At 40.3% G+C, this 20926-nt stretch carries 18 protein-coding genes, 3 tRNA genes, 1 other RNA gene and 1 pseudogene; 9 read left to right on the top strand and 14 right to left on the bottom strand.

The window, feature by feature from the left end:
- The first annotated feature begins 138 nt into the window (after positions 1-138).
- Together HZC45_04460 and mtnA are read left to right on the top strand one after the other, a co-directional pair.
- Positions 139-1092, top strand: a complete 954-nt coding sequence (locus HZC45_04460) for an NGG1p interacting factor NIF3 (protein ID MBI5682404.1) — start codon at positions 139-141, stop codon at positions 1090-1092.
- On the top strand, positions 1085-2137 hold the full coding sequence (gene mtnA / locus HZC45_04455; protein MBI5682403.1) for an S-methyl-5-thioribose-1-phosphate isomerase: 1053 nt from the start codon (positions 1085-1087) through the stop codon (positions 2135-2137). Before HZC45_04460 ends, mtnA begins: the two co-directional genes overlap by 8 nt.
- Positions 2138-2169: 32 nt before the next feature.
- Here mtnA and HZC45_04450 read toward each other — a convergent pair.
- The 11 genes and pseudogenes from HZC45_04450 to HZC45_04400 all read right to left on the bottom strand — a co-directional run bounded on the left by HZC45_04450 (position 2170) and on the right by HZC45_04400 (position 11074).
- Positions 2170-4191: pseudogene (locus HZC45_04450) on the bottom strand (sodium-translocating pyrophosphatase).
- 86 nt (positions 4192-4277) lie between these two features.
- A complete protein-coding gene (locus HZC45_04445) occupies positions 4278-4874 on the bottom strand; it encodes an aminoacyl-tRNA hydrolase (GenBank protein MBI5682402.1) in 597 nt (198 codons plus the stop codon).
- Between the two features lie 74 nt (positions 4875-4948).
- Entirely contained in the window at positions 4949-5647 is a 699-nt protein-coding gene (locus HZC45_04440) for a 50S ribosomal protein L25 (GenBank protein ID MBI5682401.1), read from the bottom strand.
- A 97-nt stretch (positions 5648-5744) separates the two neighbouring features.
- On the bottom strand, positions 5745-6686 hold the full coding sequence (locus HZC45_04435) for a ribose-phosphate pyrophosphokinase (protein ID MBI5682400.1): 942 nt from the start codon (positions 6684-6686) through the stop codon (positions 5745-5747).
- A gap of 56 nt (positions 6687-6742) precedes the next feature.
- Positions 6743-6817, bottom strand: a tRNA-Gln gene (locus tag HZC45_04430).
- A gap of 103 nt (positions 6818-6920) precedes the next feature.
- Entirely contained in the window at positions 6921-7832 is a 912-nt protein-coding gene (locus HZC45_04425; GenBank protein MBI5682399.1) for a 4-(cytidine 5'-diphospho)-2-C-methyl-D-erythritol kinase, read from the bottom strand.
- A complete protein-coding gene (locus tag HZC45_04420) occupies positions 7784-8986 on the bottom strand; it encodes a carbamoyltransferase HypF (GenBank protein ID MBI5682398.1) in 1203 nt (400 codons plus the stop codon). Before HZC45_04420 ends, HZC45_04425 begins: the two co-directional genes overlap by 49 nt.
- 17 nt (positions 8987-9003) lie before the next feature.
- The gene (gene hypD / locus HZC45_04415; protein MBI5682397.1) at positions 9004-10116 is read right to left on the bottom strand and encodes a hydrogenase formation protein HypD; all 1113 of its coding nucleotides are present in this window, start codon (positions 10114-10116) and stop codon (positions 9004-9006) included.
- Positions 10109-10324: a HypC/HybG/HupF family hydrogenase formation chaperone gene (locus HZC45_04410; protein MBI5682396.1), complete on the bottom strand. Its 216-nt coding sequence runs from the start codon at positions 10322-10324 to the stop codon at positions 10109-10111. Before HZC45_04410 ends, hypD begins: the two co-directional genes overlap by 8 nt.
- Before the next feature lie 3 nt (positions 10325-10327).
- Positions 10328-10573, bottom strand: coding sequence for a hydrogenase maturation nickel metallochaperone HypA (locus tag HZC45_04405; protein ID MBI5682395.1), 246 nt, complete (start codon positions 10571-10573; stop codon positions 10328-10330).
- Positions 10574-10576: 3 nt separating this feature from the next.
- Positions 10577-11074 carry a HyaD/HybD family hydrogenase maturation endopeptidase gene (locus tag HZC45_04400; protein MBI5682394.1) on the bottom strand — a complete coding sequence of 166 codons (498 nt, stop codon included), beginning with the start codon at positions 11072-11074 and terminating at the stop codon, positions 10577-10579.
- A 68-nt stretch (positions 11075-11142) separates the two neighbouring features.
- On the opposite strand from HZC45_04400, the gene HZC45_04395 reads away from it, so the two are divergent.
- From HZC45_04395 to HZC45_04365, 7 genes are all read left to right on the top strand, one after another.
- A complete protein-coding gene (locus tag HZC45_04395; protein ID MBI5682393.1) occupies positions 11143-11568 on the top strand; it encodes a SoxR reducing system RseC family protein in 426 nt (141 codons plus the stop codon).
- Positions 11569-11604: 36 nt separating this feature from the next.
- Positions 11605-12096, top strand: a complete 492-nt coding sequence (gene smpB / locus HZC45_04390; GenBank protein MBI5682392.1) for an SsrA-binding protein SmpB — start codon at positions 11605-11607, stop codon at positions 12094-12096.
- 71 nt (positions 12097-12167) lie between these two features.
- Positions 12168-12520: a transfer-messenger RNA gene (gene ssrA, locus HZC45_04385) on the top strand.
- 13 nt (positions 12521-12533) lie between these two features.
- Positions 12534-12610: transfer RNA gene (locus HZC45_04380), tRNA-Arg, on the top strand.
- A gap of 85 nt (positions 12611-12695) precedes the next feature.
- Positions 12696-12771, top strand: a tRNA-Arg gene (locus HZC45_04375).
- A 102-nt stretch (positions 12772-12873) separates the two neighbouring features.
- A complete protein-coding gene (locus HZC45_04370) occupies positions 12874-16017 on the top strand; it encodes an exodeoxyribonuclease V subunit gamma (GenBank protein MBI5682391.1) in 3144 nt (1047 codons plus the stop codon).
- The gene (locus HZC45_04365) at positions 16002-19052 is read left to right on the top strand and encodes a UvrD-helicase domain-containing protein (protein MBI5682390.1); all 3051 of its coding nucleotides are present in this window, start codon (positions 16002-16004) and stop codon (positions 19050-19052) included. The genes HZC45_04370 and HZC45_04365 overlap by 16 nt, the downstream gene beginning before the upstream one ends.
- An 8-nt stretch (positions 19053-19060) precedes the next feature.
- Here HZC45_04365 and HZC45_04360 read toward each other — a convergent pair whose 3' ends face one another.
- From HZC45_04360 to HZC45_04350, 3 genes are read right to left on the bottom strand one after another with little or no spacing between them, the layout of a single operon-like run.
- Entirely contained in the window at positions 19061-20134 is a 1074-nt protein-coding gene (locus HZC45_04360; GenBank protein ID MBI5682389.1) for a trypsin-like peptidase domain-containing protein, read from the bottom strand.
- A gap of 3 nt (positions 20135-20137) precedes the next feature.
- Entirely contained in the window at positions 20138-20527 is a 390-nt protein-coding gene (locus HZC45_04355; protein ID MBI5682388.1) for a hypothetical protein, read from the bottom strand.
- Between the two features lies 1 nt (position 20528).
- Positions 20529-20666 (bottom strand): hypothetical protein, encoded by a 138-nt coding sequence (locus HZC45_04350; protein ID MBI5682387.1) that lies wholly within the window; start codon positions 20664-20666, stop codon positions 20529-20531.
- Positions 20667-20926: the final 260 nt, after the last annotated feature.

Genomic DNA, 20926 nt, shown 5'->3' with positions numbered 1-20926 from the left:
TTAGACACCTCCGCCCTTGAGTATGAGATTGATAAAATGGTCTATAAACTCTACGACCTAACAACAGAGGAGAGTGAGATTAACCAATTAAAGTAAGTGCCAATAGTAATAGTAATTAGATGCAATAAGGAGGTTGCTTTGAAGATAGGAGAGATTTACGAAAGGGCTGTAAAACGGGGGATTGAACTTGACCCAAGGGGCAAGGAAGAGGTTTTAAAAGAACTTGAGAATGCTAAAAAGGAATTTGAGGAATTAAAAGAGTCAAAAAGGAAATATTTTGACATGGAACGGCTTACAAACCCGTATGCTGATACCAGAATCCTCTATGGCGGGACGGACAGGGATGTAAAAACAGCGTTTGTAGGGATTGACATGGAGGTTGGTGAGGTTCTCCTTGCTGACAGATTAAGGGGAAAGGGTATGGCTATTGACCTTATTATTGCACACCACCCTGAGGGAAGGGCAATGGCAGCATTATATGAGGTAATGGGTATGCAGACAGGGATACTTCTAAAGTATGGTGTCCCTATCAATGTGGCAGAGGATTTGATGGAGGAAAGGATTAAAGAGGTTGAAAGAAGGATGATGCCTGTAAATCATACAAGGGCAGTTGATTCAGCAAGACTTTTGGATATTCCTCTCATGTGCATACATACCCCAACTGATAATGCCGTAACATCATTTCTTCAGAAAATCTTTGATGAGAAAAAGCCTGAAAGGGTTTCTGATATAATGGATATACTGTATGATATCCCTGAGTATGAAAAGGCAAGGGGTGAAAAGACAGGACCAAAGATTTTTATTGGTTCAGAAAAAAGAAAGGCAGGCAAGGTATTTGTTGACATGACAGGCGGGACAGGCGGGAGTAAAAATATCTTTGAAAAACTTTCAATCGCAGGAGTAGGGACAATCATAGGTATGCATATAGGTGAAGACCATAAAAAAGAGGCTGAAAAACATCATGTAAATGTTGTAATAGCAGGACATATATCAAGTGATACCCTGGGTATAAACCTTTTATTTGATGATATATTGGGAGATATTGAGGTTATTGGAACATCGGGTTTTACAAGGATTAAAAGAAATGTTTAAGACTATTGAATGGAAAGATAATAGTGTCATTATGATTGACCAAAGGCTTCTGCCCGCTCAAGAGGTCTATAGGACATATACTGATTTTCTTGATGTGGCAGAAGCAATAAGGGAGATGGTTGTCCGTGGTGCGCCTGCAATTGGTGTCGCTGCTGCAATGGGCATTGCCCTTGGTGCGAAGGATATAGATGCAAAAGATAAAAAGGGGTTTTGCATAGAATTTGATAAGATTTGCAAGGTCATAGCGTCCACAAGACCAACAGCAGTAAACCTCTTCTGGGCAGTTGAGAGGATGAAATCTATTGTAAGGAAAAATCCAAAACTGAATATAGAGGAACTAAAACAAAGACTTATCCAAGAGGCAAAGACAATCCATGAACAAGACATTGAAATAAATAGACAGATGGGTAAACACGGCAGTAGGTTTATAAAAAATGGTGATACTGTTTTAACGCACTGCAATGCAGGGGCTTTGGCAACTGCTGGATATGGAACAGCGCTCGGGGTTATAAGGGCAGCAGTAGAAGAAGGTAAAAAGATAAAGGTATTTGCTGATGAGACAAGACCCTTTTTACAGGGTTCAAGACTAACCTGCTGGGAACTTATGAAAGACGGCATTGATACAACTCTTATAACAGACAATATGGCAGGGTATATGATGAAAAAAGGCATTATTGATTTAGTAATCGTAGGCGCTGACAGGATTGCTGCAAACGGCGACACCGCAAATAAAATCGGCACATATTCAGTTGCGGTTTTAGCAAAGGAGCATAAGATACCATTTTATGTTGCAGCCCCTCTTTCAACAATTGATTTGAAACTTAAAAACGGAGATAAAATCCCGATTGAAGAAAGGGATATAAAAGAGGTTACTCATATAAAGGATGTACAGATTGCACCTGATAATATTAAGGTAAAAAACCCTGCCTTTGATGTAACACCTAATAAGTATATTACCGCTATAATCACAGAAAAGGGCGCTATAAAAAAGCCTTTTGAAAAGGAGTTGAAGAAACTTTATAAAAGAATGGGAAGTGGGAGGTAGGAAAATCTTTTTCCACATCCCACACCCCACCCCTATATCAACAGCGGCGCAATAATCAGCGCAACTATGCTCATAAGTTTTATCAAAATATTCATTGCTGGACCTGATGTGTCCTTAAACGGGTCTCCTACTGTATCACCGACAACTGCTGCCTTATGCGCATCAGAGCCCTTTCCGCCAAGATTTCCTCTTTCAATCTACTTTTTTGCATTATCCCATGCGCCGCCTGCGTTCGCCATAAATATGGCAAGGAGCACGCCTGTAACTGTTGCACCCGCCAGCATACCGCCGAGTGCAGCAGGGCCAAGGATAAAACCGACAAATACAGGCGCTACAACCGCAAGCACGCCCGGTATTATCATCTCTGTCAAGGCTGCCTTTGTGGATATGTCAATGCACTTTGCAACATCAGGCTTGACGCCTTCTTTGCCTTCAAGAAGACCGGGAATTTCCCTGAACTGCCTCCTTATTTCATTTACCATCTTAAATGCCGCCTTGCCGACCGATGTCATTGTTAGCGCGCCGATGAAAAACGGCAAAATGCCGCCTATTAGCAAACCAATAACAACATTTGGGTCTGTTATAATAATATCAAATGCCTTGCCTGTCTTTGCAACTATTGCCTGACTGTATGCAGAGAATAGCGCAAGCGCAGTCAATGCCGCAGAGCCTATTGCAAAACCCTTTCCTATTGCAGCGGTCGTATTGCCGAGCGCATCAAGCGAGTCTGTAATCGCCCGAACATCTTTTCCCAGATGGCTCATCTCTGATATGCCGCCTGCATTGTCTGCAATTGGTCCGTATGCGTCAACGCTCATGATTATGCCTACTGTCGCAAGCATGCCGACTGCTGACACGCCTATGCCGTAAATACCGCTTGTATAATTTGCTATAAATATTGCTCCGCATATTGCAAGCACAGGAAGCGCCGTGCTTTCAAGCCCTACTGCCAGACCTGTTATGATATTTGTTGCAGCGCCTGTATTGCTTGACTGCGCAATCCTTTCAACAGGTCCTGCTGATGTATAATGCTCTGTTAAAAGCCCTATTGCAATGCCGCCGACACATCCTGAAAACACTGCCCAGTAAACCCCGTTATTAACATCAAGGAAGTAAACCACTGCATAGCCGAAGATTAAAAAGAGTCCTGCTGCTATAAATGTTGCATAACGAAGCGCTGCGGCAGGGTTATATTTTTCAAGTATGCTCATGGATAGTATACCTATTATAGATGCAACAAGCCCTGCCATTATAAGGACAATCGGCAAAGACATAAGAGCCATTGCAGAACCAAGTTCTGCAACCTTTGAGCCTGCAAGCGCTGTTGCGCCTATTGCAATTGTTGCGACAACAGAGCCTACATAGGATTCAAATATATCCGCGCCAAGACCTGCCACATCGCCGACATTGTCTCCGACATTATCTGCAATAACGCCCGGATTTCTTGGGTCATCCTCAGGGATGCCTGCCTCAACCTTGCCGACCAAATCAGAGCCTACATCCGCTGTCTTTGTAAATATACCGCCGCCGACCCTTGCAAATAAGGCAATTGAGGATGCGCCCATAGCATAGCCGTTTATTATGGCAGCGGTTTTTGGATCTCCGTAAAGCAGAAAAAATATTCCCACACCGATAAGCCCGATGCTTGCAACGGAAAGCCCCATGACAGAGCCGCCGAGGAATGCAATGGATAGAGACCTTGCAGTATTGGGTTTATAAAGGTTTGCCGCCTGCGCAGTTCGGACATTCGCCTTTGTTGCCGCCTTCATGCCGAAAAAGCCTGCGAGCATGGATGATATTCCACCGCCTACATATGCAATGCCTGTCTGCCAATTTATAAATACTGACAGAAGGATAAAGACAAGGGCAATAAATGCAAAAATGATTGTGTATTGCCTTTTGAGATAGACCATAGCCCCGTCGTGAATCATTCCGGCTATCTCCCTCATCCTTTCATTGCCGTCAGGCTGTTTCTTGATGTAACCGTATATCAGGAATGCCATAACAAGACCTGCTGCACCGAAGAGCGGCGCAAAACTAACTAATTGCTGCATGTTGCCTCCTTAATGAATACAGGCTATGGGCATGGGCTATAGGCTATGGGTTAAAACATATCGCCCCATTGCCTATAGCCTATTGCCTATTGCCTATTTTTATTGAATTTATTCATTGCCTTTTCAACACCGTGTTCTAATATTGTCACAACTGCCTCTTTTGTTCTGTTAAATATTTCAGGCAGTCTTTCTTCTTCTTCAAAACTAAACGGACTTAACACATAATCGGCTGTATCTTCTTGCCCCTTGCCCCTTGCCCCTTGACCCTGTTTTTCAGGTCTTCCTATCCCTAATCTTATCCTTGGAAAGTCTTTTGTCCCTAATTGCCCGATTATGGATTCCATGCCCCTGTGTCCGCCGCTTCCGCCGCTTTTCTTTATCCTTACAGTCCCGAAATCAAGGTCAACATCATCATATATAACAATAATATCTTTTGTTTCTATATGAAAAAAATCAGCAAGGGATTTTACAGCCTCACCGCTTAGATTCATAAATGTCTGAGGCTTGGCAATGATGACCTCTTTCCCAGAGATACAGCCCTTCCCCCAGACTGCCTTGCGGCTTTTTTTGTTTAAAGATATGTCAAAACTATCTGCAATATAATCAACAGCCAGAAACCCTATATTATGCCTTGTAAATTCATATCTTGCGCCAGGATTTCCAAGACCGATAATAAGATACATAAAATTCGGCTATAGGCTATTGGCGATGGGCTATAGGTTTTTCCTATTGCCGCTAGCCTATTGCCCATTGCCAGTTACTTCTTCTTCTCCTCTTCCTTTCCCTGCTTACTGCCTGCATGGACAGGCTTTTCTTCTGGTTTTTCCTTTTCTTCAAACGACTTTGCCAGTTCAGCCTGTATCTCTTCAGCGGTCTTTACTGCCACCTCTTCAGTTGGTGCAGCTACAAGGACTATAGTCTGATTTGGGTCGCCTGCTATCTTTAAACCCTGCGGTAATGTAATATCCTTTACATGGATAGAATGTCCGATTATAAGACTGGTAACATCAACATCTATCTTATCAGGTATCTGATTCGGCAGACATTCTATCTTCAATGTCCTACTCTCTTGCTGGATAATACCTCCCATTGCTACACCCTCTGCCTTGCCAACAAGATGAACAGGCACATCTACAGCAATCTTGTGATCCATAACCAGTTCATAAAGGTCAGCATGGATGATTTCTCGTGTGAGAACATCTCTCTGAAACCCTCTGAACATAACCACCCTTTTTTTCTTTTTGTCATCCTGTATCTTTATGTTCACAAGGACATTGGATCCTGCGCCTGTTGATAATGCCTTTTTAAGATCCTTGCCATTTAAAGATAATGACAAAGCCTTTGCAACTACAGGGCCGTAGAGTATTGCAGGCACCAATCCTTCCCGTCTGAGTTTTTTTGCCTTCTCTTTACCAACACCATTTCTCATCACGGCTGTTAATTCAATCTGTTCCATGTCTCCTCCTAAAAATACAGGCTATGGGCAATGGGCTATAGGTTATGGGTTACTGATTTTACCCAATTGCCTATCACCTATCGCCTATCGCCTGTTTCTATACAAACAGCGAACTTACTGACTCTCCATAGTGTATCCTTTTTATTGCCTCACTTAAAAGCGGGGCAATAGAGAGTGTCTTTATTTTATTTAGTGTTGATGCCTCTTTGTTTAAAGGTATCGTGTTTGTTACCACAACTTCTTTTATTGCTGACTTTCTTAACCTGTCCGCTGCCGGACCTGAAAAAACAGGATGGGTGCAGCAGGCATATACCTCTTTTGCACCCTTTTCAGCAAGTGCATTTGCAGCCAGGGTAATTGTCCCTGCAGTATCTATCATGTCATCCAGAAGTATTGCCTTTTTATCCTTTATATCTCCTATAATATTCATAACCTCTGCAATATTTGGGGCAGGTCGTCTCTTATCAATAATTGCAAAACTGGTGTCAAGCCTCTTTGCAAATGCCCTTGCCCTTTCTACACCACCTGCATCCGGCGATACAATCACCACATCATCTTTATAATTATTATGGATATATTCCAAAATCACAGGCGTTGCATAGAGATTATCAACAGGCACATTGAAAAACCCCTGTATCTGCCCTGCATGGAGGTCTACGCATAAAACCCGTGTTGCACCCGCTGTGGCAATCAGGTCTGCTATTAATTTTGCAGTGATGGGTGTTCTTGGCGCAACCTTCCTATCCTGTCTTGCATAACCATAATATGGTATTACCGCTGTTATTGCATAGGCAGATGCCCTTTTTAATGCATCCAGCATGATGAGGAGTTCCATTAAATGCTTGTTTGCCGGAGGACAGGTAGACTGGACAACATAAACCTCCATACCCCTGACACTCTCCTTAATCTCAACGCATATCTCACCATCGCTGAAACTCTTTACCTCTGATTCACCAAGAGGCACATCAAGGTATCGGGCTATCTCTGATGCCAGCGGAATATTGGAATTCCCTGTAAATATTTTAAGTTTATCAAGCATAGTTTTAAAAACCGTTTAAACCGCTTAAACTGTTTAAACCGTTTAAACCGCTTTCATGGTTGGGGCGCCAGGATTCGAACCTGGGAATGCAGGGATCAAAACCCTGTGCCTTACCGCTTGGCAACGCCCCAAAATAAAGAAAATTTAAAATTCAAATATTAAAAATCAAAATTAAGGTATTTAATCTTTATATTTTGATTTGTCATTTTGATTTTTGACTTTTGATTTTTGATTTTATTCTATTCCTTGCGCCACAAAAACAGCCATGTTCTTAAACATTGGGTCGTTTTTTATGCGAATAAAGGCGCTTTCTGCTGCTTCTTTATTTTCAAATACCCCGAAAACCGTTGGCCCGCTCCCTGACATAAGCGCACCCTTTGCACCAATGTTTTTCAAAAAAGACTTTATTTCTGCAATTTGAGGATACCTTTTTACAGTAACATCCTCCAAGTCATTTTCTAAAATATCTTCTATGGTGCAACTTTTTAAAAGTTTTTTTAAGTGAAGAATGTTAATATTCCCTTGTTTATTTGTCAAGTGTAAATTTCCATATACCCATGCTGTTGACACGGGAAAATCTGGGTTTATAATAATATACCAGAATTTCGGAATTTCTATTCCTTCAATCTTCTCGCCCCTGCCTGCGGCAATCACTGAACCTCCATGTATAAAAAAAGGCACATCTGATCCAAGTTCTGCCCCTATTTCCAAGAGGTTATCTGTAAGGAGTCCTGTTGAAAGCATGCTGTTTAAACTTGTCAAGACAGTTGCTGCATTACTGCTTCCGCCCCCCAATCCGGCCGCCACAGGAATTCTTTTTTTGATTTTAATAGCAACATGCCTTTTTAGTCTTGTATAACTTAATAAGGCATCGGCTGCCTTGTATACAAGGTTTGTTTTATCCAGCGGTATGGTCTTGTTATCAGAGGTAACTACAATACCCTCTCCGTTTGTTATTTTAAGAGATATTTCGTCATAAATAGAGACAGGCTGCATAACTGTAACAATGTCGTGATAGCCATCATCCCGCTTTTTTAAGACCTTTAAGAAGAGATTTATTTTTGCTGGAGAATAAACAATCATATTAGAGAGAATTTTTATATGCCTTTTGCCATTGAAGATGCTATGAGTGCCTGTCCAATACATATCCCCCCATCATTTGGCGGGACCACCCTGTGTGTAAATACATGAAACCCGTTATCTGCAAGTCTTGGCACTGCCTTTCCCAACAAAAGTGCGTTCTGAAAGCAACCGCCTGTAAGAATAACCCTGTCTATAGATTTATCCCTTCGTGCATTCTTTGAAACTGCCAATATTATATCTGCAATCGTATTATGAAAAGCGCCTGCTATATCAGATATTGCCTTGCCTTTACTTGCATCTTCTACTACCTCTTTTATCATAGGCTTTACATCTATGATATATGGATTAAACCCTTTTATCTCAAATCCATAAGAACCTGATACATTGGCAGACGCAACCCTTTCCATTGATATAGCTGCCTCACCCTCAAATGTTATAATATCCTTTATACCGATAATAGAGGATACTGCATCAAAGAGCCTGCCGCAACTTGATGTAAGAGGAGAATTTATTTTACCTCGCATCATGTCTATAAATGTCTTTAAAACCCCCTGGTCAAATCTTTTAGCAAATTCAATCTCTGCTCCATAACCCCCTTCAAATGTATGATAAATATAACTAAACGCCATCCGAAAAGGTTCTTTTATTGCCATTTCACCTCCGGGCATCGGCATATATTCAAGGTGTGCAAACCTCTCAAAATCAGTTTCATCTGCAATTAAAAATTCTCCTCCCCATATCTTTCCATCCTGACCATTTGATGTTCCATCCATTGCAACACCCAGAACATTTCCCCTGATACCATGCTCTGCCATGCAGGATGCAATATGCGCGTGATGGTGCTGAACCTGTATACTTTGGATAGGTGGTTCTTTTGAATCTGAAATCTGCTTGGCAAACTGTGTTGTCCAGTAGTTAGGATGAAGGTCATGGGCTATTATATCAGGGTCTATCTCAAAAGCCTTTATAATATCCTTCATGCCCTCTTTATAAAAGATGATAGCCTCTTTGCTTCTCATGTCACCTATAGTTGGACCCAGTATAGCATATCCATCTTTAGTTAAACAAAAGGCAGCCTTTAATTCAGCACCTGCTGCAAAAACTGTTGGTGCATTATTAATGCCCAAGTCTATTGCAAGCGGGATATTAAATCCTGCTTTATGGATAAATGGGGCAAATCTTTGTGTAATCATACCGTGCTGTTCTCTTATCCTCATAACATCCCATTAGCAGGCTAATGAAAAGTCCGTTTTACACCCTTACTTCTTCTATATTTATGCCATGAATTACAAGTTCCCTCATAAGACACCATGCATGGACCATATGGGGTTTGAGGATTGCATGAACTTTCAAAAAGAGAACAGTCAGGAGGGCTTATCTTCCCTGTCATTATAAGGTGGCAGGAACAACCCGGGTGTAAATCTATATGAGATTTATTTTTTGAGACACCAAACTTATATAGGGCATCCTTTTCTCTATAATTCTCTTTTAGAATAAAACCTGACCTTGGAATCCTCCCTATCCCCCTCCAGTATGCTGAAACTACATCAAAAACCTGTGTCATCATCTCTTTTGCCTTTGGGTTACCCTTTTCCTTTACTGCCCTTTTATACGCATTTTCACATCGGGCATTCTTATCCTTTATCTGTTTTAATATCATAAGTATTCCCAAAAGGATATCCACAGGCTCAAAGCCTGCAGACACAACAGGCATTCTATATGCCTCTGGAAAAATCATGTATTCATCTAAACCCATAACTGCTGTTACATGACCCGGTATAATGAAACCATCTATATAAAGGTCGCCCACACCCAGAAGGAATTCCATAGAAGGTGGTATAAGGCGGTTAGACATTAAAAAACTTAAGTTCTTTTCTTTAGACGATTGAACTACAGATGCTATTCCACATGCGGTGGTTTCAAAACCAACACAAAAAAGGACAACCTCTTTATCAGGGTTTTCCTTTGCTATTCTGATAGAATCAAACGGACTGTAGATAACCCGAATATCACCACCAATTGCCTTTGCATCCATGGGTGAGCCGTGTGGAGATGGGACACGGAGCATGTCTCCGAAGGCAGCCAGAATCACCCCTTTATCCAGTGCCAACCTTATTGCAATATCTATATCCTCACTTGGACAAACACACACAGGACACCCGGGACCCGCTATCACTTTAACCTGTTCAGGAAGGAGTTCCCTTATCCCAAACCTTGAAATTGTATTCTCATGTGTGCCGCAGACATGCATGATTTTAACAGGACGACAGATAGAAACCGCATCTATAGCAGAAAGCAGTTGTTTTACTACAGTTTTATCACTGTAAAGATTTAGGACTTCATCCACTTATATATGTCTCCATGAGATGGATTATTTCCTCTGCCCATTGCTTTTCAACTATGGAAATAGCAAAACCTGCATGGACAAGGATATAATCACCTTCCTTTATTCCATCTATGAGAAGGGTGGAAACCCTACGCTCCACACCATTATACTCAACAATACCCGAACCATCCTCAATCCTTCTTACCCTCATAGGCACAGCAAGACACATCTATTATTCTCCCTCTATATACACCACCTTTATATCGTCCCCTCCTGCAGCCCTTTTTATATCAAGAACAGCATCCTTTACAATTGTATCCTTCTTTACTATATCAAAACAAAAGGAAATGGATGAAGGCTCTATGCAGGAATACCCCCCTATTGCAAGCCCTATCTTGGTTACTTTTTTTATGCCTTCTCTTTCAGCATACACTTTTACTGTCTCAACTATGCTTCGGGCAATAGAAACTGTATGCATATTTTACAAACACCTTTCCTGAATATTTTTCACCTCTTTTATAACCTTTGCAGCAATCTTTGGAACCGCTCGCTTTATTTTTGGGCTCAGTTTATCACCATAAGATATGTCCATCGGTGCCACACCTATTACAATAGTTTCAGGCATCTTCCCTCCCATGAGTTGTAATAAGGAAAACACCTCCTGCATACCTATCCCATGAAGTGTTCTCTTTTGCTTTACCATTGGACTTATGTCATTAATTGTCAACCTGCATATATCACCTGCCATGCCTCTGCCATTAACCGCATCTATAATAATAAGATAATCTGTATTCTGGATGAGTGAAACAATCTTCATGCCCCCTGTGCCTCCGTCTATAACCTCTATATCAGCAGGGAGCAGGTGATTTTCTATGATATATTCAACAGTCCTTACTCCAACCCCTTCATCCCTTAACAAAAGATTCCCTACACCAATAACGGTTATTTTAGGAGATGAGATTGATTTTACAATATTCATTTGTATATTATAAATATCCAAAATAGGTTTGATTTGCAAATAATAATTAAGCATGGTATCATAAAAACATGGTAGAAGAGCATGGCATTGTAATGGCAATAAAAACCGACAGGGCAATATTAAAGACAGAGCGGGGTTCTACCTGTGAAAGATGTCAGGCAAAGGAGTTTTGCTATAGTCTGGGTGAAAAGGAAACCTTTGTAGAGGTGGATAACCCTGTTAATGCAAATATTGGTGACATGGTAATATTTAAGATACCGACATCAGCCATTATAAAAACAAGCCTTATTATCTATCTTGTTCCGCTTTTTGCATTTATTGCAGGGGTTGTGATTGGTCAAAAATTTGCAGGACATCTGAACCCTGACCTTGCATCAGGTATCTTTGGAGTAATATTTCTGACAGCAGCATTTTTTGGGATAAGGATTTATGGGAAGGCAATGGAAAATAAAAAGGGCGTCAGACCTACCATTGTTCGGCTTGCAAGTAAGTGAGCAAAAATCCTATATACCTTTCAGATAATGCTCACTATGAGTGACAGGTCTTATAAAGCCGCGCAAACAAGGTTTTCCGGCGGGATAAAGGTTGTCTGTCAGAACAAGAAGGCATATTACGATTATTTTGTTGAGGAAACTTACGAGGCAGGTATCGTTCTGAAAGGGAGTGAGGTAAAATCCATTGTTTTAGGGAGGGCAAATCTGAAGGATAGTTTTGCAAGGATAAAAGATGGGGAGCTCTTTTTAATGAACATGCATATAAGCCCGTATGCACAGGCAGATAAATTCACAGAACCACCTCCTGACAGGACGAGGAAATTACTGCTTCATAAAAGGGAGATAAAGAAACTTATAGGCAAAATCCATGAAAAGGGGTTAACCCTAATTCCGACAAAGGTATATTTTAGAAACGGCAAGGCAAAGGTTGAACTCGCCCTTGCCAAAGGCAAAAAACTCTTTGACAAAAGAGAGTCCATAAAGAAAAAGACTATTGAAAGAGACATGGCAAAGGCAGTTAAAAGATAGGAGGTGGGTAAAGGGAGGTAGGGGGTGGAAAAACCACTTCCCTTTTCCTATATTCTACCTCCTAAACAAAAGGGGGCGACAGGATTCGACGGGATGACCGAAACCAATGGCTGCATACCGAGGTATGGGGACTCGTGAAACCACCAGAAAACAATAGTCGCAAACGACTATAATTACGCTCTGGCTGCTTAAGTTCAGTCAGCGTCCTTTGAGCCTCATCCTGCAGGGCTAAAGGGACGACAGATAGCAGGATTGCCTTTCAAACTTTGCCTGAAGTCATGAAAGGCGAGATTTAATCAGGCTGGCACCTCAAATACCCTGTCTCTGGGGGATTTGGGTGTGAGATTTAAAACAGAGGATATGTATGTAGCATGCCATGGATAGGCACTCCCGGAAGTGGGTTCAATTCCCACCGCCTCCACCAAAAATTTGCCCGTGCGTCCGTAGCTCAACTGGATAGAGCATCAGTCTTCGAAACTGGGGGCTGCAGGTTCAAATCCTGCCGGGCGCACCAGTAAAGAAAGTGAAAAGTGAGAAGTCAGAAGTCAAGAGTGAAAAACTAATCTTTAGCTACTGACTCTTGACTGTCTTATAAAAAGGCGCCTGTAGCTCAGGGGATAGAGCATTGGCCTCCGGAGCCAAGGGTCGTGGGTTCAAATCCCTCCGGGCGCACCAGAAACCTATTAAACCCAAATCACGCAAGGGTGTAGCCGCAACCTTTAGGTTGCGTTAATACGCAGGCTAAAACCTGCGGCTACAAGGATTTATTATGACCCTATGAAGCCTGACCATAAACAATACTCATCAACCCTTTTCCTCCTTCCAACTGCCCTGATGGTTGAAGAAAAACTCAAACAATTTGCAGAAGAAAGTGGCGTGCTTACAGGTTACAGGGTCTGGACATTCCCTGAACTTATAAGTACACTTGCAAAAGACTTTCCAATAAAAAAGAGACAAATCTCATCTATTGGCGAACTCCTGCTTATTAAAGATGCTGTCCTTTCCGTATCCGCAGAACCTGTCAGCACACGGCTTTCTCCCATCAGGGATTCTTCTGTTTTTTTTCGTGCAGTGAATAAGTTTATAAGGGAATTAAGACAGGCACTGGTTTGTAGCAAGGATTTTGAAAAGGCAGTCAGATGTATTGATAATGAAAAATACCACATACTTGCCAGAATATATTCCCATTATGAAAATAGACTTAAGTTTTTAAACCTTACAGATGATATAGGCAGGCAAAGGGAAATCCTTGCCGGGCTTGAAGGATACAAAGGAATTCCACAGTCCCTTTCAGACACAGAGAATCTCGTTATAGAAGGTTTTTATGACTTACTACCGATTCAGCGAAGGATTGTAAAGGTATTGATAGATAAAGGCATTATACCAGAGATAATCCCTGTCTATAGCCTTGAAAACCCTGATGCAACAAAGGCTGCCGAAGATTTGCTTAACTTCTTTGAAACAATGGAAAATCTCTCTCCCGAATCTATAATATTCAAGCCTGCTGATAGCGGCAATGAGGAAAACAGCATAAATGCCCTCATACATAATCTTTTTAAGATTGATAAATCCAATGCCCATATTACTGATGATACGGTAAACCTTATTGCAGGACCTGGCAGATATATAGAAATTGAAGCAGTTGGCAGAAAGATAAGAAGACTGCTGAAAGATGGTGTTAATCCATCTGAGATCGGGGTTATCTTTAGAGATATTGCCACATACGAAGAGATTGTAGAAGATGTCTTTAAAAGGTTTAATATCCCTCTTTATTTCCGAAGGGGGAGGAATCTGCTTGCCTTACCTGTTGTAAAAAATATCATGTCCATTTATGACATCATTGAATCAAATTTTGAGAGGGAAAGGGTCTTGAAACTTTTGAATTCCAGTTATGTGGGTATCTCTCAAATTACAGGTGGAAATGGTATTAAGTTTAAAGAGGTAGAAAGGATTGTATCTGAAGTAAAGGTGGTTGATGAAGATACTGAAAGGTGGGACAAGGCATTTGAAAGGTATCTGAAATCTGTGGGGATTAAAGATAGGAAGGACGGGACAAAGGTTGATATAGAAACATTGTTGACTACAAAAAACCTTATCCTGAATTTCATAGCAATACTTAAGGGGATTGACAAAAGACAGCCATTTATTGGACATAGGGATAATTTATATACAGTTATAAGAAAGTTGGATATTGAAAAGAGATGCAGCCAACAGATGCGCCAGCAGGACATACAGGCTCTTGATATTTTAATGGATACAATTTTGGAAATAGAAAAGATGCTGCTGCTTACCGGAAAGGATAAATCTCTTCTTTCTATAAGTGAATTCTTTAGTCTCGTTAGAGAGGCACTGGCAGAAAAATATCTGCCTGCATATAAAAATAAAGGCGGTATAAAGGCACTTTCCATACTTGATGCCAGAGGAATAAGATTTAAACATCTGTTTGTGTGCGGCTTAAATGATGGTGAATTCCCTGCAAGTGAAACTACGCATCTGTTTATAAGGGATGATGACAAGAAGATATTAAATAATGCCCTTGGCAGAAGGATATTTTTAACAAACAGAACAGAGTGGTGGAAAGAGCCACTCTTGTTTATTCTTGCTATCAGTATGGCAGAGGAAAGGCTTTGTCTAACCTATTCATATCTTGATGAAACAGGCAGAGAACTACTGCCGTCCATATTCTTTAGAGAGACTCGCAGGATTTTAAATATAGATACAGCAGCGGATACTGCCCTCTTTAAAAAGATACCTGTGTCAGAGGTCATTGTAAATACAGAGGATGCATTAGAGAAAGAGGAACTCGCTGTATCGCTCCTCAAGTCATTAAACTTACCGCACCATAACCCTGATAGAGAATATGCTGAAGAGGTGATTGAACTAATAGGAGAGGGGAATGGATTTAAAAGCAATATCCTTAGACTTAAGAAAATCTGTAATATAGAAAGATTACGCAGCGATAAACAAGGCAGGGCAGATAATTGGACAGGCTGTATTACTGATATTGGTTTAAAAAGCCGTCTTAATGAAGAACTTCTTGGCAATAAAAGTGTCTGGACTACAACAATGCTGGAAACCATTGCCAAATGTCCTTTCTCCTTTTACATGAAGGATATTCTAAAACTTATTGAATCTGAAGAAATGGATGTTGAGATAAACCACCTTGCAGCAGGCACTATCATCCACAGGATGCTGGAGAGATTTTATAAAACTGCGGGCCAAAATGGGGTGCTGCCGCTAACAGGGATAGAGGTAGAATCTCTACTCTTAAATGAAACAATATCACTTGTATTTAAAGAGACCCTTGACACTGACTTTACAGGCAGCAAAGGATTATGGGAGATTAAGAAACACCAGATAGTAAATATACTAAAACGATTTTACGATTCGGAGGTGAAAAACCATGACAGGAATTTTATCCCTGAATATTTTGAAATTGAGTTTGGGAGAAATAAAAATATCCCGCTCCTTGACATAGTCCTGCCAGATGGCGTGTTCGTGCATATAAAGGGAAAGATAGACAGGATAGATAGATGCGATAAGGCATTAAGGGTTATTGATTATAAGATGGGCAGTCTTCCTGCTAAAGACGAAATAGGAAAGATATATTTCCAACTTCCGATATATATCCTCGCTGCCGCAAGATATTTCAATGTAAATCCTTCGCAGTGCAGCGGTCTTTATTATTCACTTAAAGATAATGAGGGGGGAGATATAAAGACTATCAAGACAGATAACGGCAGCATACCGCTTGACAACTATCTTTCTAGTTTACATGGAACTGAAGATAAGACACTAGCAAAAGATATAGATAGACTTGTATCCCTTATAAAATCAGGCAATTTTAAGGCAGAACCTTATAACGACAGGGTCTGTCTATACTGTAGATTTAAGAATATATGCAGATGTCAGAACATTTAAAACCCTTTTTAAAATTTGAACAGAACTGTGTAATTTCAGCAGGTGCGGGTTCAGGTAAGACAAAAACCCTTGTGGGTTTATATGTTAGTTTGATTGAGCAGGGTATCCGTGCAAAAGAGATTGTCGCAATTACTTTTACAGACAAAGCAGCAAGTGAATTAAAAGAGAGGATTGAAAAAGAGATAGAATCAAGGGCTGGACTGCAATGTATAAGGGCAATGCAGGAGATTTCAGATGCACCCATCTCCACATTTCATACCTTCTGTGCAAGGATATTACGGGAACATTCTATAGAGGCAGGTATTATCCCTGACTGTAAGGTCATTGATGAATATGAGTCTCTTGCTATACTCAAAAATGTTATAAGAAAAACTGTTATAGGGCTTGCTGATGCAGGTGATGAAGATGCTGCTGTCTGGATAAGGTCTATAGGATTTCAGGGTGGCAGGGGGTTCACGGAAATGCTCCTGAAAATCTATCAGAATATCAGAGGTCACGGCATTGAAATCACAGACTTGGAAAGTTCCTCTTGCACAATCTCCAATATCCGCAGTTTCTTAAATATCTTAAAGGTTGTTGATAATAATTATTCAAAGGCTAAAAGGGATATCTCGTCCCTTGACTTTCAGGACCTGCTTATTTTTACAAAAAGGCTGCTCCTTAAAAACAAGGGTGTCCGCAGTTTCTACAAAAAGGTCTTCAAAAAAATAATGGTGGATGAATTTCAGGATACAAATAACCTTCAGGCGTCAATTGTTTATCTTCTTGCAGAAATGGATGAGATTACAGGCAGTGTCCCGTCTATTGGAAATCTTGCTGATTCAAAACTTATAGTTGTTGGTGACATGAAGCAGTCAATATATGGTTTCCGCGGTGCTGATGTTATAGTGTTTGAAGATGTAGTAAAAGGGGCTGGCAGCAGTGGTGTCGTGTATCTGACAGACAACCATCGCTCGTGTAAAAACATTGTATCATTTGTAAATGCCCTGTTTATTCATCATAACTCTCCTCAAGATATATTCAATGAAAATGCCGTGCAGAACCATACAAGAAGTGAGACAGATGATTTTAATGATACAAGGATTGAGGTCATACTTTTTGAAGAAGATAAAAAGGCAAAGGAAAACAGAAGAACTGAAGCAGATACATTGGCAAAGAGGATAAAACAATTAGTTGGAAAACTGGATGTATGGGAAAAAAATATTGGGAAAAGGAAAACTAAATATTCTGATATTGCAATCCTTTTAAGGACATTAAATGATGTTGATATCTATGAAGAGTCTTTGAGGCAGTATGCCATTCCATATTACATTGTTAAGGGCAGGGGATTTTATCACTGTCAGGAGGTCATTGATGTATATAACATATTGCAGCATATAGAACATGGGGATAGCCATATATCTCTGGCAGGTTTTTTAAGGTCCCCGTTTGCTGGACTTATGGATGAAACACTTTTTAGACTATGCCGCACAAATCATGGGGCAAGAGAACTTTATGAAGGGTTTTACAATGAAACGGATTTTGAAGATTATCCAAAGGATGAGACAGAAAAGATTTCCCTTGCGAGGAAGTGGCTTATAAGATGGAAGGATATAAAAGACAATCTTACCATTGCAGAATTGATAGAGGAAATCCTTACTGATTCAGGTTATCTAGGGGCAGTCATACCGACATTTCAAGGTGAACAGAAGGCTGCGAATATAAAGAAACTAATTGAGGTGGCAAGACGGTTTGAAAGGGAAGGCAATGCCACTATAAGAGATTTCATATGCTATCTGAAATCACTGTTTGATGAGCCTCCCCGTGAACCAGAGGCTCAAATCACAACAGAAGGGATGGATGTTGTAAGAATAATGACAATCCATCAGGCAAAGGGGCTTGAATTTCCTGTGGTATTTATCCCTGATGTCTGTAGGAAATTTCCATCAAACAAAGACAATATAGTGTTTCACCCTTCTACAGGCATTGCTGCAAAAGATATAGGTGAAGATGGCGAAGAAGAAGATACTTCAGTTTTTAAAGAGGCAAAAACTATTATAAAAGCAAAGGATATTCAGGAGTCCATTCGGATATTCTATGTTGCATGCACAAGGGCAAGGGATTATTTAATTTTATCAAAATTACCATCCAGAGGCAAAGAAAACTGGGGGGCATTGCTGGATGGTATTATGAAGAGAGAAATGGATGAATTTATAAAATCAGATAAATCAACCGCTGATATTACTATTGACAATAAAACACAGGTTAAACTTTCAAGGGGAGATAACTTTTCGTATATAGATGAAAAAACAGAGATTCCATGCCATGCTATTAAATATAAGAAAGAGCCTGCTCAAGTAATAAAGGATGTATTTGATTTTATACCTCTGTTTCCAAGAGAATTTACTGCTGCTGCAACAATCCTTGCTGACTTTATGGTATCCACAGAGAGATTTGAAATCACAGGCATTGTTGAAGGTGAAGAAACAGTCAGACAGATGGCAAGGGATATTGGAAGTCTTATACATATAGTTTTGGAAAAGATGGATTATAATATGGCTAAAAAAGATGAGTCATATATAACAAATCTTGTAAAGGATTTCGCCAAAGGATGGTTTTTGCAAAATGATGAACTTGATGCAGCAGTCTCGTGCATTACAGGATTTTTAAGGAGTAGTATTTTCAAAGAAATTACAGGGGCAGATGAGGTTTACAGGGAATTCCCTTTCTTTATGCCGATTAAAGAGAATGGTTTTACACTCTATATAAAAGGTGTCATTGATTTATTGTATCGCAAAGGTGAAAACTGGAAGATAATTGACTATAAATATCTAGAACCTAAAGAATATGAAAACTATAAGAACCAGATAAAGATATACTCTCTTGCCATAGTAGATGGTTTTAGCCTTGCAAATATAGAATCATCGCTGTTATTTATGAAAGATGGAATATGTGTGTCAAGGCAGGAAGGATTTGATATGGGGCTGTTTAAAAAAGAGATGCTTGAAGCAGGAAAGAGATTATGCGCATGCTGTATGAACTTTAAAGACCGCTGAAAAACTTATCACTGCGGCATCTCTGCCAGGGTTAATCTAATTGTCTTTTTCTGTCCGTTCCGCAGTATTATTATATCAATGGATTCACCTGATGCCCTTGATTCCACATATTCAACCATATCATCCATAGATTTTATCTTTCTGCCATTTATACTGACTATCATGTCGCCGCCTGTTATTATCTGAAAATTTCCCCTCGTTATAACCCTGCTTCCGCCTCTTATCCCTGCCTTATCTGACGGACTCCCTTTCACAACCTCTGCAATCAAAATGCCGTCTGAAGGGAGTTTTAACACCCTTGCTAATTCTTTGTCTATATCCTGTCCCGTAATACCAAGCCATGGTCTTGCAACCCTGCCCTTTTCTATCAACTGTGGGACAACCTTTTTGACTGTATTTACAGGTATTGCAAAACCAATACCAACGCTTGCTCCAACAGGGCTGAATATGGCGGAATTAACACCAATCATTCTGCCATCGCTGTCCAAAAGAGGACCACCTGAATTCCCGGGATTTATTGCCGCATCCGTTTGTATTATCCCCCTCATAAGCCTGCCATTAGCAGCCCTCATTGTCCTGCCAAGAGAACTGACAATGCCGACTGTTAAAGTTCTTTCCAGACCAAAGGGATTACCAATAGCAAGGACCTTTTGTCCAACCTTAAGTCCAGCAGAATTACCAAATTGAATAGGTTTGAGTTTGTCAGAAGGTGCATCAATCCTGATAACCGCAATGTCATTACTCGGGTCAGCGCCGATGACCTTTGCCTCCCATTTACTGCTGTCAGAAAGGGTAACCTCAAGCATCTGGGCATTTTCCACCACATGATAGTTTGTAAGGATATTACCTTTTTTATCAATAACAGAGCCTGAGCCTGAACCGCTTTGTGGAAGCGGGTTTAAGAAGAAGTCATAGGAGACTGTGGTGTTGATTATATTTACAACACTCGGGCTTAATGCCTCGTATATCTTTATATTTGCATCTTCATCTGGAGAAAGGGCATCTGCGGTTAAGGGATAAAATGTTAAAAGAGATACGCAGATGGTCAGAAAATATTTTATACTTTTATAAACACTATGCATTAACTATCTCCTTGCACCAAACTCCTTATCCTCTGTCTTTTTTATAGTCATAATATCTTTGCCTTCTTTATAAAGTTCATACGCCCTTATCGCCTGATTCTGGCATATATCGCAAAATGCAGCATGTTTATCCGTATAGCATGATAAGAGGCTCTTATGCCCTGAATGCATCTGGCAGTTGCAGTAGCAGTAGATGCTGTCAAGAACCTCTGGTATCTCCTTTGCAATCTGATATGTGTAGGCTGTTTTGCCCTTAAATAATTGAGGTGAAAGGATTGGTTTCGTTTCTCCACCTTTTGGATTTGCGGCCACTGTTGACGCTGTTGGGATAAACCATAGGGCTATACCTATAACCGTTAGAGTTACTGTAATTACTATCCATGTTTTTCTCATCTTACCCTTCCTTTCTCTGAATTGAGTTATATACAAGTGTAAATATTATACCAACAACAACAGAAAACACAACAAGACTTAAAAGCCCGGTAATAAAATCTGTTATGCTGATTGGTTTTGTAGAAATAATTAGGGTCAAATCTAAACCATGCGTCCATGTATTAAAAACCTTAACCACACCTACAGGGAAATAAAGGGGACACAGAAATAAAGCAGAAATAAAGGAAATAAAGAGGAAATAAAGGGGACAGATTTATTTTCCTCTTTCTTTTTGGTCTCTTAACAATTAGTAATGTCTTTGTCTTTACTGCCATATTCCTGACTATCTTTACTTGCATTACAGTCGCTTTTCTTGGGCCCCTTGTCCTCTATAACCCGTTCCTATTACTGACTATATGC

This window comes from Deltaproteobacteria bacterium, from assembly GCA_016223005.1.
GTDB lineage: Bacteria > Desulfobacterota > GWC2-55-46 > UBA9637 > GWC2-42-11 > JACRPW01.
Note: the sequence above shows the minus strand (reverse complement) of the source record. Positions and strands in the feature narration are given on the sequence as shown.